The organism is Lewinella sp. IMCC34191, assembly GCF_003390935.1.
GTDB lineage: Bacteria > Bacteroidota > Bacteroidia > Chitinophagales > Saprospiraceae > Neolewinella.
The window spans coordinates 923,989-939,702 of record NZ_QNQZ01000001.1; the positions used below are offsets into that span (position 1 = coordinate 923,989).

At 59.1% G+C, this 15,714-nt stretch carries 13 protein-coding genes; 12 read left to right on the forward strand and 1 reads right to left on the reverse strand.

The genetic code is table 11. The annotated features are described in order from the left end of the window. The first annotated feature begins 22 nt into the window (after positions 1-22). The 9 genes from DRW39_RS03675 (at position 23) to DRW39_RS03715 (ending at position 9,486) form a co-directional block, all read left to right on the forward strand. Positions 23-1,066 (forward strand): zinc-dependent alcohol dehydrogenase family protein, encoded by a 1,044-nt coding sequence (locus tag DRW39_RS03675; RefSeq protein WP_116105608.1) that lies wholly within the window; start codon positions 23-25, stop codon positions 1,064-1,066. Positions 1,067-1,196: 130 nt separating this feature from the next. Further along, entirely contained in the window at positions 1,197-2,258 is a 1,062-nt protein-coding gene (locus DRW39_RS03680) for an aldo/keto reductase (protein WP_116105609.1), read from the forward strand. Between the two features lie 93 nt (positions 2,259-2,351). Continuing rightward, positions 2,352-2,840, forward strand: coding sequence for a hypothetical protein (locus DRW39_RS03685; RefSeq protein ID WP_116105610.1), 489 nt, complete (start codon positions 2,352-2,354; stop codon positions 2,838-2,840). A 15-nt stretch (positions 2,841-2,855) separates the two neighbouring features. Beyond that, positions 2,856-5,168 carry a TonB-dependent receptor gene (locus DRW39_RS03690; RefSeq protein WP_116105611.1) on the forward strand — a complete coding sequence of 771 codons (2,313 nt, stop codon included), beginning with the start codon at positions 2,856-2,858 and terminating at the stop codon, positions 5,166-5,168. A 3-nt stretch (positions 5,169-5,171) separates the two neighbouring features. Beyond that, the gene (locus tag DRW39_RS03695) at positions 5,172-6,005 is read left to right on the forward strand and encodes a DUF4249 family protein (RefSeq protein WP_116105612.1); all 834 of its coding nucleotides are present in this window, start codon (positions 5,172-5,174) and stop codon (positions 6,003-6,005) included. Positions 6,006-6,264: 259 nt separating this feature from the next. Further along, positions 6,265-6,615: a hypothetical protein gene (locus DRW39_RS03700; RefSeq protein WP_157975914.1), complete on the forward strand. Its 351-nt coding sequence runs from the start codon at positions 6,265-6,267 to the stop codon at positions 6,613-6,615. Between the two features lie 217 nt (positions 6,616-6,832). Next, the gene (locus tag DRW39_RS03705) at positions 6,833-7,255 is read left to right on the forward strand and encodes a S41 family peptidase (RefSeq protein ID WP_116105614.1); all 423 of its coding nucleotides are present in this window, start codon (positions 6,833-6,835) and stop codon (positions 7,253-7,255) included. A gap of 53 nt (positions 7,256-7,308) precedes the next feature. Further along, positions 7,309-8,403, forward strand: a complete 1,095-nt coding sequence (locus DRW39_RS03710) for a fatty acid desaturase (protein WP_232830053.1) — start codon at positions 7,309-7,311, stop codon at positions 8,401-8,403. Between the two features lie 90 nt (positions 8,404-8,493). Further along, complete coding sequence (locus DRW39_RS03715; protein WP_116105615.1) at positions 8,494-9,486, forward strand: S41 family peptidase; 993 nt, start codon at positions 8,494-8,496, stop codon at positions 9,484-9,486. 398 nt (positions 9,487-9,884) lie between these two features. On the opposite strand, the gene DRW39_RS03720 is transcribed toward DRW39_RS03715, so the two are convergent. Next, on the reverse strand, positions 9,885-11,444 hold the full coding sequence (locus DRW39_RS03720) for a hypothetical protein (RefSeq protein WP_116105616.1): 1,560 nt from the start codon (positions 11,442-11,444) through the stop codon (positions 9,885-9,887). A 371-nt stretch (positions 11,445-11,815) separates the two neighbouring features. On the opposite strand from DRW39_RS03720, the gene DRW39_RS03725 reads away from it, so the two are divergent. Genes DRW39_RS03725 through DRW39_RS03735 form a run of 3 tightly spaced genes read left to right on the forward strand, consistent with a single transcriptional unit; the run spans position 11,816 to position 15,556 of the window. Next, on the forward strand, positions 11,816-12,292 hold the full coding sequence (locus DRW39_RS03725) for a (2Fe-2S)-binding protein (RefSeq protein WP_116105617.1): 477 nt from the start codon (positions 11,816-11,818) through the stop codon (positions 12,290-12,292). Further along, positions 12,285-13,304 (forward strand): FAD binding domain-containing protein, encoded by a 1,020-nt coding sequence (locus DRW39_RS03730; protein WP_116105618.1) that lies wholly within the window; start codon positions 12,285-12,287, stop codon positions 13,302-13,304. The genes DRW39_RS03725 and DRW39_RS03730 overlap by 8 nt, the downstream gene beginning before the upstream one ends. Then, positions 13,304-15,556 carry a xanthine dehydrogenase family protein molybdopterin-binding subunit gene (locus DRW39_RS03735; protein ID WP_116105619.1) on the forward strand — a complete coding sequence of 751 codons (2,253 nt, stop codon included), beginning with the start codon at positions 13,304-13,306 and terminating at the stop codon, positions 15,554-15,556. Before DRW39_RS03730 ends, DRW39_RS03735 begins: the two co-directional genes overlap by 1 nt. Positions 15,557-15,714 lie beyond the last annotated feature (158 nt).

The window sequence follows — 15,714 nt, forward strand, 5'->3', positions numbered from 1 at the left end:
TAAACAAAACAACGCAAGCATTATGCTAAATCAAACATCCCCCCAAACGAAGCCCGAGACCATGCAGCAGTGGATTGCCAAGTCCGGCGTAGATTCCATTGCGGATCTCGCCCTCGAAGCGGCCCCCGTGCCCAAACCCGGCCCCGGCGAAGTCCGCATCCGGGTTAAAGCGGTATCGCTAAATGCCCGCGACCTAATGGTCCTCGAGCACGGCTTTATGCGATTACCGGAAGTGGATCTTGTCCTCGGTTCCGATGTATCCGGGACCGTCGACGCCCTGGGAGAAGGGGTGGCGGATTGGCAGGTCGGTGACCACGTCGTCAACCTCCACTTCAACGCCTGGTTTGACGGTGCGCCTCCCGCTTCGGCGGGGGGTGGACTGGGCAGCCTGAACGAGCAGGGCGTCCTGGCTGAGTACATCGTCCTGCCCGCCGAGCGCATCGCCGCAGCCCCAAATGGGTATACCCACCCCGAGGCGGCGTGTCTTCCCTGCGCAGGTGTCACCGCCTGGAATGCGCTAATGGACAAGCAGCCTATCGGTGCAGGAGACAAGGTCCTGGTAATCGGTACGGGCGGAGTAGCTACCTCCGCGGTTATGATCGCCCGGGGCGCGGGTGCGGAGGTCATTCAGCTCGTGCGGCGAGACGATCACAACGATCGGCTGCACTCCCGGGGCATTAAAACCATCATCAATTCCGCCACCGAAGCGGATTGGGGAAAGGCTGTTGCTGAGGCAACGGGTGGTGTTGACAAGGTCATCAATACGATTGGCTTCTCCGCAGTCAATCAGGCACTGGCCGCCTGCGCCTACGGCGGGGAAGTGGCCGTCATCGGTCTGCGCGATCAGGCAGGTCCCGCCCTCGGCTACGAGCTATTCGGTAAGTCGGTACGCGGCATCATGGTAGGAAGCGCCAGGATGTACGCCGCCCTGAAGGAACAACTGGAGGCATCGGGAGAAAAACCCGTAATCGAACGGACGTATCCCCTTTCGGAGACGAAGGCTGCACTTCAAGCCATGAAGGAATCCGGCCGCTTCGGAAAAATCGTGATCACCACCAAGGCGTAGAGGCTACTGCGCCACGTCACCTTAGGACGTGGTGCAGCCTTACTACGCAGCCGAGCGGCGCAACCCATCGGCAGAACACCAATATGTTAGACTGAGCGATCGGGAATGATCGCGCGTAAAATCTACACGCATGACCTTATCAGATTACAGAACCCTGGGCAAATCCGGACTAATCGTTAGCCCGCTCGCCCTGGGCACCATGACCTTCGGCAACCCTTCCTGGGGTTCGCCGGATGACGTTTCGGAACGAATCTTTCATACTTACCTGGACCGGGGTGGCAACTTCGTCGACACGGCGGATATCTACTCCGGCGGTCGCAGCGAGGAACTTGTCGGGTCCTTTCTCCGGCAGTCCGCAAGCCGGGATCGGATCGTGTTGTCCACCAAGTTCGGCTTCAACGCCGAGGCAGGTAATCCCCACGCCGGTGGGAACGGTCGGAAGAACATCCACCGGGCACTGGAGGGCTCGCTGGGCCGACTCGGCACGGATTACATCGACCTGTACTGGATGCACGTCTGGGACATGGTCACCCCGGTGGAAGAAGTGCTGGAGACCCTAACCAATCTCGTCCGCCAAGGAAAGATCCGCTACTTCGGCTTTTCCGATATGCCCGCCTGGTACGCCGCCAAAGCGGGTGCCCTGGCCCGGGACGGCCAGCTCATACCCCCGGTTGCCCAGCAACTGTACTACTCCCTCGCGGAGCGAAGTATCGAGCGCGAACACCTTCCCGCGGCCCGGGATGCCGGACAGGGCATTGTACCCTGGAGTCCGCTGGCCTATGGCTTCCTGACCGGTAAGTATCAGCGGGCAAGCGATGGAGGGCTGGCGAATGGTAGTGGTCGATTGGACAAGTTCAATCCCATGTTCCCGGAAGTCACCGATCAGCACTGGGCCACGCTCGATACCCTGCGCCAACTCGCGGATGGCTCCGAATACTCCATGGCGCAGATCGCGCTGGCCTGGGTGGCCAAGCGCGCGGGCGTGGACGCCACGCTCACGGGGGCCCGATCGGTCGAGCAACTAACGGAGAATATTGACGCGCTGGAGGTGGATCTTCCCCGGGAAGCCTGGAGTAAACTCGATGCGGTCAGCCGGCCCGGCCATGCCTTTCCCTACCATATTTTCACCCCGGAGGTCAACCGCGGGGTATTTGGTGGCCATCGGGTACGCACTTCGTCCGGGCGTAGTTGAAGCGCGATTAACGTACCATTTATTGAAATTAACATCCTGAAAACTTTTACCCGCAATCCCCATCCTACCTTGAGGCCAAACCCACCAGAACCCATGCCTCAATACCTTTACCCCCTCTTAATCTCCTTACTCTTTTTTGCCTGTTCCGAAGAACGCCAGACCCTAAACCGGATCGAGGGCGTCTTCGAAACGACCGAAATCATCGTCACCGCGCCCGGCACCGACAGCGTACTCTTTACCGCTTCGCCGACCTTTCAGTTTGCCGCGTGTGACTTACGTGATAATCGCGATGGTCAGCGCTGTCCGGTTACGATCATCGACACCGACGGAACCACCTATGACTACCGGTATGGCATTGAGACAGCCCGAAATACGCCCGATTACATTAATCTCCGCCCCATGGACGGGACGACTTGGGAAATTGATACCGACCTGAATCGAGCCATCCACAACCGCCTGGTTTTCGAGCTCGATGAAGATGAATTGCGCATGTACTCGGATGATGTAACGACTACATCGTTTGTAGATACAATTGGCGGCTACCGGGACTACGACATTGTCATCAATGCAAGCAAGCGCTAAGCTGGCGATACTACCATGCTGCGCACTATCCTGCTATTCCTGGCCGCAATCCCCTTGTCGGCCCAGAGCACCGTTACCCTTAGCGGAACGGTCACCGACGCTACCTCCGGCGAGCAACTCGCGGGAGTCAACGTATATCGCCCCGCCACGACCACCGGCGTTCAGACGAATGCCTACGGCTTCTACAGCCTGACGCTTCCCGTGGGTGGTGCGGACACGCCCCGCATCGTATTCAGCTACCTGGGCTACCGCAGCGACACGGTAGCCATCACGGCTGAAATTGGGAGACTGGATATCGCCCTGGAACCGTCCGGCGAGCAACTCGCCACCGTGGAGGTCAGTGCCCGAAGCGACGCGGCCGCCCGCGCCAGTGCCGGCGTACACCAGTTGGATCCCCGGGACGTGGCCGTCAATCCGGTACTACTGGGTGAAAAAGACGTATTCAAAGCCCTACAGTTGTTGCCGGGCGTCGCCAATCCCCGGGAAGGTTTCGGCGGCCTGTTCGTGCGCGGAGGCACCCCGGGCCAAAACCTGATCCTGCTCGACGGGGCTCCCGTCTACAATGCCTTTCACCTCTTCGGCTTCCTTTCGGTCTTTAACGCGGATGCCCTCCAGGGGGTGACGCTTTACAAGGGACAGTATCCCGCCCGCTTCGGTGGCCGCGTGTCCTCCGTGGTCGACCTGCGGATGAAGGAGGGCAACCGCAAGGACTGGCACGGGCGGGGCGGCATCGGACTGCTTTCTTCCCGGCTTACGCTGGAGGGACCCATTGGTAAGCGCGAGAAGGTTAGCGTCCTCCTCTCCGGCCGCCGCACCTACCTCGACCTGCTTTATAATGTACTGAGCGGCGAACGGGACAAGCTCTACTTCTACGACGGTAACTTCAAGGTCAATTACCACCTCGACGACCGCCAGCAGCTTTTCGTCAGCGGCTACCTGGGCCAGGACCGCTTCTCCTTCGTAGATGAATACGGGGGTGTGGAACAAACCGACGGCTTCGACTGGGGCAACCAGACGCTCACCGTCCGCTATAATCGGCAACTCGGCCAACGGGCCTTTTTAAATCTTACGGCTTTACGAACGGGCTTCGACTTTAGGGTAATTAACGAGGAATCGGCTGCCGACCGCTTCTACCGGGTGGAGTACCGCAGCGGTATTCGCGACCTGGGCCTGCAGGCCGATCTCGACTACTTTCTCTCGAACCGCCATACCCTCCGGGCGGGATTGGCCGCCACCGACCACGACTTTACGCTAACCACCAGTGCGGAACGCCTGGATGTCCCGGCCGGGCGCGCCGACGGAGCCGACACCGTGCGCGCACTGGAGCTGACGGTCTACCTGGAGGATGAATTTACCGTGTCCCCACGGCTGACGGCCAACTACGGATTGCGCTTCACCCGCTTCACTCCCCGGACGGGTCGGAGCTACGCGGCCCCCGAACCCCGACTCAGTTTGACCTACCGGCTTGACGATGCCTGGACGGCCACCGCCGGCTACGCATACACGCGGCAGTACCTCCACCTACTATCGAATTCCGGTCCGAGTCTGCCCACCAGCCTCTGGGTGCCGGCCTCGGAGGAAGTCCGCCCCCAGTCCGGCCAACTCCTGTCGCTGGGCGCCGCGTGGAGCCCCCCCGTCGGGAGCTGGTCGTTCACGGGCGCGGTATTCTACCGACGGTTTAGTGACATCATCGGCTACGCCAACGGAGCCAGCTTCTTCCTCCTCGACGCCCTCAATACACCCGGACAGGCCGACCGTATCGACGTGGTCGATAACCTAACGACGGGAACTGCCCGTGCCGCAGGACTGGAAATGGGCGGCACGTATACGGGTTCGCGGCTGACGGCTTCCCTGGCCTATACCCTCTCCCACGTCGAGGAGCAACTGTCCGGCGTCAACGATGGTGAGTACTACCCCGCCGCCCAGGACCGCCGTCACGATCTGACGTTATCCGCTCGCTTCGACCTTCGTCCTAATCTGCTCCTCTCCGCTAACTGGACCTACCGCAGCGGCGTGCCTACGACGGTACCGATTAGCCAGTACGGCTACAATCGCCTACCGGGATTCGGATCCGGGAGCGCCCGCCTATCCGACTTTGAGGAGCGTAACAATTACCGTATGGCCGCGGTCCATCGACTGGATCTAGCCCTGCGGTGGATGCGATCCCCGCGTTGGGGTAAGGTGGTTTGGGAACTGGGCGTCTACAACGCCTACAGTCGCGCCAATCCCTTCTGCGTCAGTACGTGGCGAAATGGCGGTAGCAATCGCCTGGTGCAGCACGCCCTGTTTCCCGTGGTGCCCTCCCTTAGCTTCAACTTTGAATTTTAGTCCATGCGTCACCTCCCCCCTATATCCCCGTTTCTAATCATCGTAATGCTGGCGACCGGATGTGCCGAGTTCTTCGATCGAGAGATCGAAGTGGATGCGTTGCCCTACGAGCGACAACTCGTACTCACTACGATCCTTACGCCCCAGGATTCACTCATCCGCGCCGATGTGTTCGTGACCGCGCCGGCCGTCGGGGATCTGCCACCGGACTACCCCACCAAGGGATTGGTAACGGAGGCAAGGGTTACCCTGGTGGGCCCGGCGGGAAGCTTCCCCTTTGCGTTCACGGCATCGGGGGGCTGGCGTACATATACCCTCCCGCAGACGGAGGCCCGTCTGAAGGCCGGGGAGACTTACGAAGTAGTAGCGGAGTGGGACGGGCTGACGGCCCGGGGGGAAGTGTTGATTCCGGAACGGAATATCCCGCTCGACTCGATTATCCTTCAGCAAGTGGTGGAAGACGACGGGGATCGGTACGTTCAGGCCCGGTGGCCCAATCAGGTCGGGGAACGGGATTACTACCTCTTGTATGCGGACCAAACCTATCGCAGGGGGGGAAACCTCAGCCCCGATATACAGCGGGAATTGGCTGACTTCCTGCACGGTCGGGATGCGCTGGGGCCCTACCTTAGTGCAGCATTTAGCATACGTGCCGATTTCGAGAATACGGTCAACGTTTGCCAGACCACGCAGGCAACGTACGACTACCTTCTGACCCGCGGCACGCTCGAAGTAAACCACGAAAACCCCTTTGCGGAACCGACGACGGTGGCCAATACCCTGCAGGAAGGCCTGGGCCTGGTGGGGGCGGCGAATTGTTGGCAGTTCGAATTCTAAGAGTTGGCCCTACTAGGGTTGGATTTGTGGGGAACAAACCGACCGACCACAACTGAGTGAATGGGAATATGCTGCGGTAAATAGCGGCGATCCCTTCCGGCTTTGCAAAGCCCTGCACCGATTTCTATTACCCTTTATTTTATGACCGTGTTGACCCAGTCTTGATCACTGCGTTTCTGCTCCTTATTCATCCTCTGCCTCAGTTCGCTACCGGTAGGTGCCCAGCACGCACCGCGTGAGGCGGCAACCCGCTATCTGGATGAATTTTTTGCAATCGTGCGTGCGCGGGGTGCCGGACCGGGAGAATTATGACTGGTCAGCGCTACGCCAGCGTGCCGACAGCATCGCGCAGCAGGCTACCACCCCGAAAGAAACCTATCCTGCCCTGCGGGATGTCCTGGAACGCGTGATCCGGCATTCGTTTTTAGTCGACCCTGACGGCACGGATAACTGGAAATCAGGGGGCGATGGATCGACGGATCCGGACGGCATCCGGGATATTCCGCAGGCCACCGGTCGTGTTATCAGTCCACAAGTGAGCTATGTGGCCGTCCCGGCGGTTGCCTGTGGGCACGGCCCTACCCTACGGTACTTTGCCGATTCATTGTAGGCGCTGATCGCTCGACTCGACGGTCCCCACACCCGCGGGTGATTGATTGAATTACGCCGAACCGGTGGGGGTAATTGCTGGCCGATGCTCGCCGGTATCGGACCCATTCCCGGCGAAGGAACGGCCGTTTACTTCATGAATCGGGATGGTAGCCAGGCCAGCCCCTATGGCTACCGGAAGGGCGCCTCGGTACTCGGACGCCGACAGGTCAAGGTAGGTGGAAGTACTGACCAACGGACGTACCGCCAGCTCGGGAGAAGTTATAACGGTCGTCTTCCGCGGACGACCGGATACCCGAAGCTTCGGAGCGGCCACGGCCGGCTATTCAACAACCAACGCCACCATTTTTTTATCCGACGGAGCCATGCTGAATCTGACCGTCTCCGTATACGGCGACCGGAATAAGCATGCTTACGGCAACAAAATCGAGCCGGACGTCATGACCGACGATGCGCTGTCGGAGGCGGTGCCCCCCCCTTACGTGCTGCGGTTCCGGGGCAACGGGTCGGGCAGACTTAGCAACCTTTTATCCTGCCGTGAAATGCGAAACGTGGCAAGTCAGCTTTGGAAACAAACCCGAACATTAACGATTCCCTCCACCCGAAATCTAACAATTGGCGGAGTGCACCGTTATAGTTAGCAGGGCAACAACTGAAGGAGATCCGATTCCTTCTTCCAATCTTGGTACCGGCTTTGGCCACTTTCTGCCCCCATATTCACTTCTATACCATTATGGCCAAACCCATTCAACTCGGCGTTGAAGATATCCAACAGTCGCTGAAACACTGGAAATCCATCATTGCCGAATACCAGCGCGCCAATACCTGGCGGGCGGTCGGTCAGCTGTTTACCAGCTTCGGTCCCTTCCTTGCGCTTTGGATCCTCATGTACTTTACCGTATCGTATTCGGTACTGCTCACCCTGGCGCTCGGCGTGGTCAACGCCTTCTTCCTGGTGCGGATCTTCATCATCCAGCACGACTGCGGTCACTACTCCTTCCTCGCTAAACGCAAGGTCAACGACGCCGTAGGTTTCGTCTGCTCCTTCTTTAGTTCCATTCCTTATACCTACTGGGCCCGGGTGCACAGTTTTCACCACGGCCACACCGGACAGTTGGAGCACCGCGACATCGGTGATATCAATTTCGTGACCGCCGAGGAGTTCCGAAATTTCGGCAGGTGGGGCAAGCTGAAGTACCGTGTATTTCGCAGTCCGTTGGTGCTGTTCCTGGTCGTCCCCGTGATTTACTTCAGCGTCGTTCTACGAATATCCAAAATCAACTTCCCCGGCTGGTCGCCGGTCATCCGGAAGCAGAATATCAATAATATCCTGATCCTGCTTACGTACGCGGGCATCGGTTACCTGGTCGGCTGGAAGGCTTTCCTGATCGTACAGGGTAGTATCGTCTTCTTCTTCAGCATTATCGCTTTCTGGTTCTTTTACGTCCAGCACCAGCACGACCACACCTATATGCAGTGGACGAAGAACTGGGATTACCTCACCGCCGCCATCAAGGGAGCCACCTTTTATAAGCTGCCCCGCTTCATGCACTTTCTGACCGGCAACATCGGTTACCACCACCTGCACCACCTCAGCAGTCGGATACCGAACTACAATCTGCGCCGCTGCGCCCGGGAAAATCCCGTTCTCCAGGCCCACGTTACTCAACTCACGTTCCTGAAGAGCCTCCCCCTGATGTTCAACAAACTCTGGGACGAGGAAAAGCAGCGCATGATCTCCTTCCGCGAATTCTACCGTCACGAAGCTATGTCTTCCGCGGCCAGCTAGTTTTTTTTCGCCTCCCCGGCGTGCCGGTCCAATAAGACCGAACCGCAGAATGAACCTAGCGACTAGCCGTATATTCCGTAAAAGGCCGGAATGAGAAGCTGTTTTAGCATACTGTGCATCCTCCTTTCCGTACTAGGAAAAGGGCAGGACGTAGGGCACGATACCGTGACTGCGTATCTCGACGAATTCTTCAACCTCGTTAGCACACGCATCCTGGACCGCGAGCAGTTCGACTGGATGGTGCTGCGCGCGCGGGCCGATAGTCTGACCGCGGGAGCCACCACCACGTCGGAAACCTACCCCGCCCTGCGACAGGTACTGCGGGAGGTCAATCCGCATTCCTTTCTTGCCGACCCGGACTACTCGGAGAAATGGAAATCGGGGGGCGATACCGAAGGATCCGAACCTCCACCGGAAATTCCCCAGGCCACCGGTCGCGTGATCAGTGCCACGATCAGCTACGTAAAAATCCCGATGGTAAGCAGCGGCCACCCCCCTACCCTGCGGCGCTTTGCCGATTCGCTGCAGCGCTTGATCGCCCGTCTGGACGGTCCCGAAACCAAAGCCTGGGTAGTGGACCTACGGGGAAATACGGGGGGCAACTGCTGGCCGATGCTGGCAGGTGTGGGCCCCGTTCTGGGCCAGGGCACCGCCGGCTACTTCATGAACCGGAATGGTAACCAGGCCACGCCCTGGAAGTACCGGAAAGGGGCCTCGATAATGGGTCGCCAGCGACAAACCCAGGTGCGCGGTCGCCCCTACCAATTACGGCATCCGGATCCCCACGTGGCCGTACTAACCGACGAGCGAACCGCCAGTTCGGGAGAGGTCCTGGCCGTGTCCTTCCGGGGCCGTCCGCGTACCCGCACCTTTGGAACCCCGACGGCGGGCTACTCCACTACGAACTCCACGATTTTCCTATCCGACGGGGCCATGCTTCAATTGACGGTTTCGGTGTATGGCGACCGCAATAAGCAGGCGTACGGTGATGAACTTATCCCCGACGTCGTAAGCAAGGATCCGCTTACGGATGCCGTACAGTGGCTCGAGGCGGAGGTAAAAGGCATGACGGGGGAGCGCTAACGTTGGCAGTCCGCTATTTCCTGCGCCCATCCCCAAACTTAGCGGCGTAGCCGCTGGCCTACAAAATGGCCGGATAGTCCTCGCTCTCAATCAGGGTTTTGACGGCCTCCCGTTTGTCGACGGTTTGCACGTAACAAGCCTCACAGATTTTATAGCCCATGCATTAGGCCAGCCCGGCAGTCCGGTCCTGGGGGATGTACCGCCAGCCCTGATAGTCGGTGGTATACATCTTAGCGGAGCACTCCTCCCACAGTTCCTCCTCGCGGGCATTGGCGTAGTTGTGAACGGCTTGCGACGGATTTTGCCCCGTACACAGGCATGAAAGTCGTTCAAAGTAAATGGAATGATACCGCCTCGATAAGGGTATTCGCCAAGGCAGTACCCATGTTACAGACAGCTTACGGAGCCTCCTGGTGTTCCAGCGACCCTGCCAATTTGTAAAAAGGCGCGTCTATGTCACGGAAGATGTAGCCGTCGGCGTCGACGATAGCTTGCGTAGCACCGCCGCCGCAGAAGTTAGCCAGGTCGCGGGGGGAGAAGGCATCCAGCATTCCGTCATTTCCTTCAATGGGCACGAAGAAGTGCTCGGAGTTTTTCCAGCCTCCGTGCATTACACGGGCGGCCCAGAGGTCCTTATGCTTCAGGCTATCGATACAGACGTTGATTACGCTGATTTCCCCTGCATTGCGCTGTTCAAAGTCCTTCATCAACGGAATATCGTCGACGATGGAGGAACCGGCGAATTGCGCCGACCAAAAATTGATTAGCAGCGGCTCCCCGGCGTAGCGGGTCAACAAGCCCCGGAAGGCGAGCTTATCCAGGGTCAGCGAATCCGCTTCAAATCCGTTTTCCCGGCGGGTGCCGTCTTCCAGTAAACGCGTAAACTCCGCTACCTGCGCGTCAAAAGCAGCTTGTTCTTCCGGACTCAATCGGTCATAATAGGCCCGGTTGGGGATACCCATGCTAAGATACCACCGAGCAGAAGCGCCCAAATACTCGGAATGAATAGGTCCCGGAAGGTTCTCCTTCAGAAAATTGGTTTGCCAATCCCCATAGCCCTCCCACGGCCGTTGCTGCCAGTTGCCGTAGGTAATCGACCTTTCCCCCGATTGGGCGACCTTTTTCAAGTATTGGACTTGTAGCAAAGCCTGCAGTCCGTTAGCCAGAGAAAAATCCTGTAATTGGTCCGGCGCTTCGTAGCGGTCTGTACGGAAAGGCGCGAAGGCTTCCCCGGCAAAGTCGATCCTTTGGTTAGCCAGTTCCGGATTCCGGGACGCCTCCGCCAACCATATTTTGGTTACCTCTAAACGCCAGGCCCGGACCACCTGCTCTAAATAGTCGTATTCGGGTTCGGAGAGGGGACTTTCGGCTATCAATTCCTCAATCGTACGCGCATTGTCCTGGCGGGAGATGAGGTCGTCGCTGGCGTCTCCCGCGTAAACTGCCTCCAGCAGTCGTAGCCGCGCATCGACGATACTGTCTGCGCGGGTAGCGAAAATGTCTGCGTTTGCGGACGCAAACAAGCGATCACTATCGTAGTCCATTTGCTCTAGCCGCTGAAAATTGATTTTGCCCGCACCGCGCCCAGTGGCCACGTTCGTTTTTTCCTGCCCCAAAGAATCCAGTACAATGCGTAAGTCATCGCCGGCGAACAGCACCATATCGAGGAACCCGTTTTCGGTCCGTAGCGCGTAATGCTGTCCGTCCGTCACACGGTCTATGGTAAAACTAAAGTGGCCATCCTCCCCCATTCGTAAACCCTTGGTTCGGTATCCGCTCGGATCCAGATTACCCCGCAGCCAGGGACCGGCAAAAAGCGTGATAAATTCGCCCGGTGCGTCCGCAAGAACGCCGCTCACCGTAGCCCCGCCCGCGGGCACCGTTTTTTCGGTGGTATCCTCCGTGGTTTGGCAAGACACGAGCAGCAGGCCCACAAAGAAAAGGAGGTAGGTTCTCATCGGTTACGGATTGAAGATATTTTTCTTGCTTCGATGGCTACACCAGGAAGTTAGCGAAATTCGAGCACATCCCGAGGTTGACGGGCATTTTCTCCTTCCGGGCTTTCCTTTTTTTCGCGACGTAGCGCAGGTTGAAGGAGTTTCGGGAAATGGAAGGCCGCGCTCCCTCCGATCCACTTTTTTCCTGCGCGCCGCCGCCCTGCGTAAAGATGAAATTTGGGCTCCCCGCTCACTTAACAATATGTACCCCATTATGGGGGGCAAGTAAAAAGAAATTTTGATGTTCGCTTAGTTTGCCGAACAAACAAACACGGGGAGCCTCTACCCGTTGCAGCCCCGTGCCACCATCGGCCAGCACGGAAAAACACCGCATGTCCTCCCCCCAAGAAATTAAGCTCACGGTCAACGGCAAGGCCGAGCGCCTGAGCGTCCGCCCCTGGGTGTCCTTACTCGATACCCTGCGCCATCACCTTCACCTCAACGGGACCAAGAAAGGCTGCGATCACGGCCAGTGCGGTGCCTGCACCGTCATCTGCGACGGCGAGCGGATCCTCAGTTGCCTGACGCTGGGCGTGATGAAGGACGGCAGTGAGATCACCACCATCGAAGGCCTCGGCCAACCCGGTAATCTGCATCCCCTGCAGGAAGCCTTCCTGGAGCACGACGCCTACCAGTGCGGCTACTGCACCCCCGGACAGATATGCAGTGGCGTCGCCCTGATGAAGGAAGGGCACGCGAATACGCGGGAAGAAGTCAAGGAACTGATGAGCGGCAACCTCTGCCGCTGCGGGGCCAATACGAATATCATCGACGCCATCATGGCGGTAAAGGACGGCGCACATGAATGATTTTGCCTACTACAAAGCGACGGACATCGACGGTGCCGTCAATGCCGCTGCCGGCCCCAAGAACAACTACATCGGCGGAGGGACAAACCTCATCGACCTGTGGAAGTACGACCTCGCCCACCCCGAAAAGCTGGTGGACCTCAACGGCATCGACGAGCTCAAGGAGATCACCGAGCTACCCGACGGCGGGTTACGTCTGGGAGCGCTGGTCACCAATAACGCCACGGCCTACCACCCGATCGTACAGGAGCGCTACCCGCTGCTGAGCCGGACCATACTGGCCGGTGCCACGCCGCAGATCCGCAACGCCGCCACCAATGGGGGAAATCTGCTGCAACGCACCCGCTGCTACTACTTTTACGATTCGTCCAGCCCGTGCAACAAACGGGTACCGGGATCGGGCTGCCCCGCCCGCGAGGGACATAACCGCCTGCACGCTATTTTGGGCTACAGCGACGCGTGTATCGCGACCATGCCCTCCGACATGTGCGTGGCACTGGCCGCGCTGGAGGCCGTCGTCCGGGTTAAAGGACCGGAGGGGGAGCGCTGCATTCCCTTCATCGAATTCCACCGCCTGCCCGGCGAGCAACCCGAGAAGGACAACACCCTCCGCGAGGACGAGCTGATCCTGTCCGTCGATCTGCCGGCGCGTGGTTTTGCCGGGCACCATACCTATCTGAAATTGCGGGACCGGCATTCTTACGCCTTCGCCCTGGTGAGTGTCGCCATGGGCTACGAGCTCGACGGGGAGGGTAATATCTCCGTTGCCCGCATCGCCCTGGGGGGCGTCGCCCACAAGCCCTGGCGGGTCCCGGCCGCGGAGGAGCTTTTGGTCGGCAAGTCCCCCACCGAGGATCAGTTTGCGCGTGCCGCGGAGGCCATCCTGGAGGGAGCCAGCGGATTCGAGCACAATACCTTTAAAATCGATCTGGCCCACCGGGCTATTCTTCGCGCGGGTGCCATGGCCCACGATCCTTCTACCCAGCGCCCCGGCGCCAAACCTTCGCTATAATGAGCCAACCTACCCTACCCCATACCCAGGCTGAGATCGGCCGTCCGCGGCGGCGTATCGTCGGCGTACAGAAGGTCACCGGTCAGGCTACCTACGCGGCGGAATACACGCCGGACGATCTGCTTTACGGCTACGTGGTCAATGCGACCATTACCCGCGGTACCATCACCGGGATCGACGAACGGGCCGCCCGGGAGATCGAGGGCGTGGTGGAAATCATCCACCACCTGCGGCGACCGAAACTCGGCTACTTCGATATGCAGTATTCGGACATCGATGCGCCGCCGGGCTCTCCCTTTCGCCCCTTCTACGATGCGGAGATCCAGTTTGCCGAGCAACCGATTGCCCTGGTCGTCGCGGAAACCTTCGAGGCGGCCCGCTACGCGGCCTCGCTGGTGGAGGTGACCTACGATAAAGCGCCCTTCGACGTCGACCTGCACAAAAACCTCGACACGGCCCGTAAGCCAAAGAAAGGCATCGATTCCATCCTGAAGCCCATGCCGCCGGACGATTACGGTGACTTTGACGGTGCCTACGCCGCGGCCTCGGCAACCTACGAGGGCGAGGTCTACCACCGTTCGCAGCACCACAACCCCCTGGAGATGCACGCCACGATTACGGTGTACGAGGCCGATGGCAAACTGACCATCTACGATAAAACGCAGGGGACCACCAACTCGCAGATCTACATCAGCGGTGTGTTCGGCATGAAAATGAGCGACGTTCGGGTCATTGCTCCCTTCGTGGGTGGCGGATTCGGTTCGGGACTCCGGCCGCAGTACCAGCTGGTGATGAGCGTGATGGCCGCCCTGCACCTGCAGCGCAACGTCTGCGTGCAACTGGACCGGGAACAGATGTACACCTTCGGGCACCGCCCGGAAACCCTGCAACGACTTCGCTTTGGAGCCTCCGCCGACGGTAAGCTGACCGCCGTAAGCCACGAAGCCTTCGCCGAGACCTCCCGCTTCGAGGATTACCACGAGGCGGTGGTCAACCACGCCGGTATGCTGTATCCCGTCGAGAACGTTCACCTGGAGTACAAACTCGTACCGCTCGACCGCTATAGTCCGCTAGACATGCGGGCACCGGGTGGACTCACCGGCGTACTGGCCGTAGAGACGGTCATGGACCAGCTCGCGGACCAACTCGGCATGGATCCACTGGCGTTCCGCCTGAAAAACTACACGACCACCGACGTAAGCTCCGGCAAACCCTATTCCAGTAAGGAACTACGGGCCTGCTACGAGCAGGCAGCCGAGCGCTTCGGATGGGACCAGCGTAAACCCACCGGCAAGCACCCGCAGCGGGGTAACCGCCTGGTAGGGCACGGAATGGCCTCCGGAATCTGGGATGCCATCATGTTACCGGCCAAGGCTACGGCGCGGTTGACGACGGAAGGAAAATTGCTGATCCAGTGCGCCCTGAACGATTGCGGACAGGGAGCCTATACCGTAATGTCGCAAATCGCTGCGGATGAGTTGGGGCTACCGTTCGAGGACGTCACTTTCGAGTACGCCGACAGTAAACTGGATGCCTCCCCCGTACAGGGCGGCTCCTTTACCACCGGCGTGGTTGGATCAGCCGTAAAGGCCGCCTGCTTCGCCCTGAAGGACAAAATCTTTCACCTGGCGCAGATCCTGGATGGATTTCCGCTGGGCGATGCCCTGCTGCCGGACGTCACCTTCACCGGGGGCGAGATCGTACTGAATGCGGATCCCTCCGTACGCATTCCCTTCACCGACATCATTGCCTTCAATAAGGGCAAGGCGCTGGAGGTATCCAAAACGAACGTACCCAATCCGTTCAAGATCAAAAAGTACGCCCGCAACAGCCACGCGGCCTCCTTCGTCGAGGTGGAGGTCGACGCCCAGCTGGGGGTCGTGTACGTGACCCGGGCGGTGACTGCCGTGGCCGCCGGCCGGATCATGAATCCGCAAACCGCCCGCAGCCAGATTCTTGGCGGAATGGTGTGGGGAATTGGTATGGCGCTGCGGGAAGAAACCCTACTCGACCGCCAACTTGGCAAGTTCATGAACACCAACCTGGCGGAGTATCATATTCCCGTTCACGCCGACATCGGGGAGCTGGACGTGATCTTCGTAGAAGAGAAGGACGAGATCATCAACGATCTGGGTGTCAAGGGTCTGGGCGAGGTGGGCACCATTTCGATGGCACCGGCCATCGCGAACGCCATCTTCAACGCTACGGGTAAGGTGATGACACAGTTCCCGGTGAAGCTCGGCGATCTGTAACGGCTTAGGGCATGATGGGTTTTAGGGGTAGGCAAGGCTGCGGTCAGGTGCTGATCTAGTTCCTTTTGCCCCCGCCCGAAAGTGGAGGAGCCCATCGGGGGTCAACTAAATGTCGGGGTAGCATGGGGTACTAATCACGGCACGATTGTACAAATCGA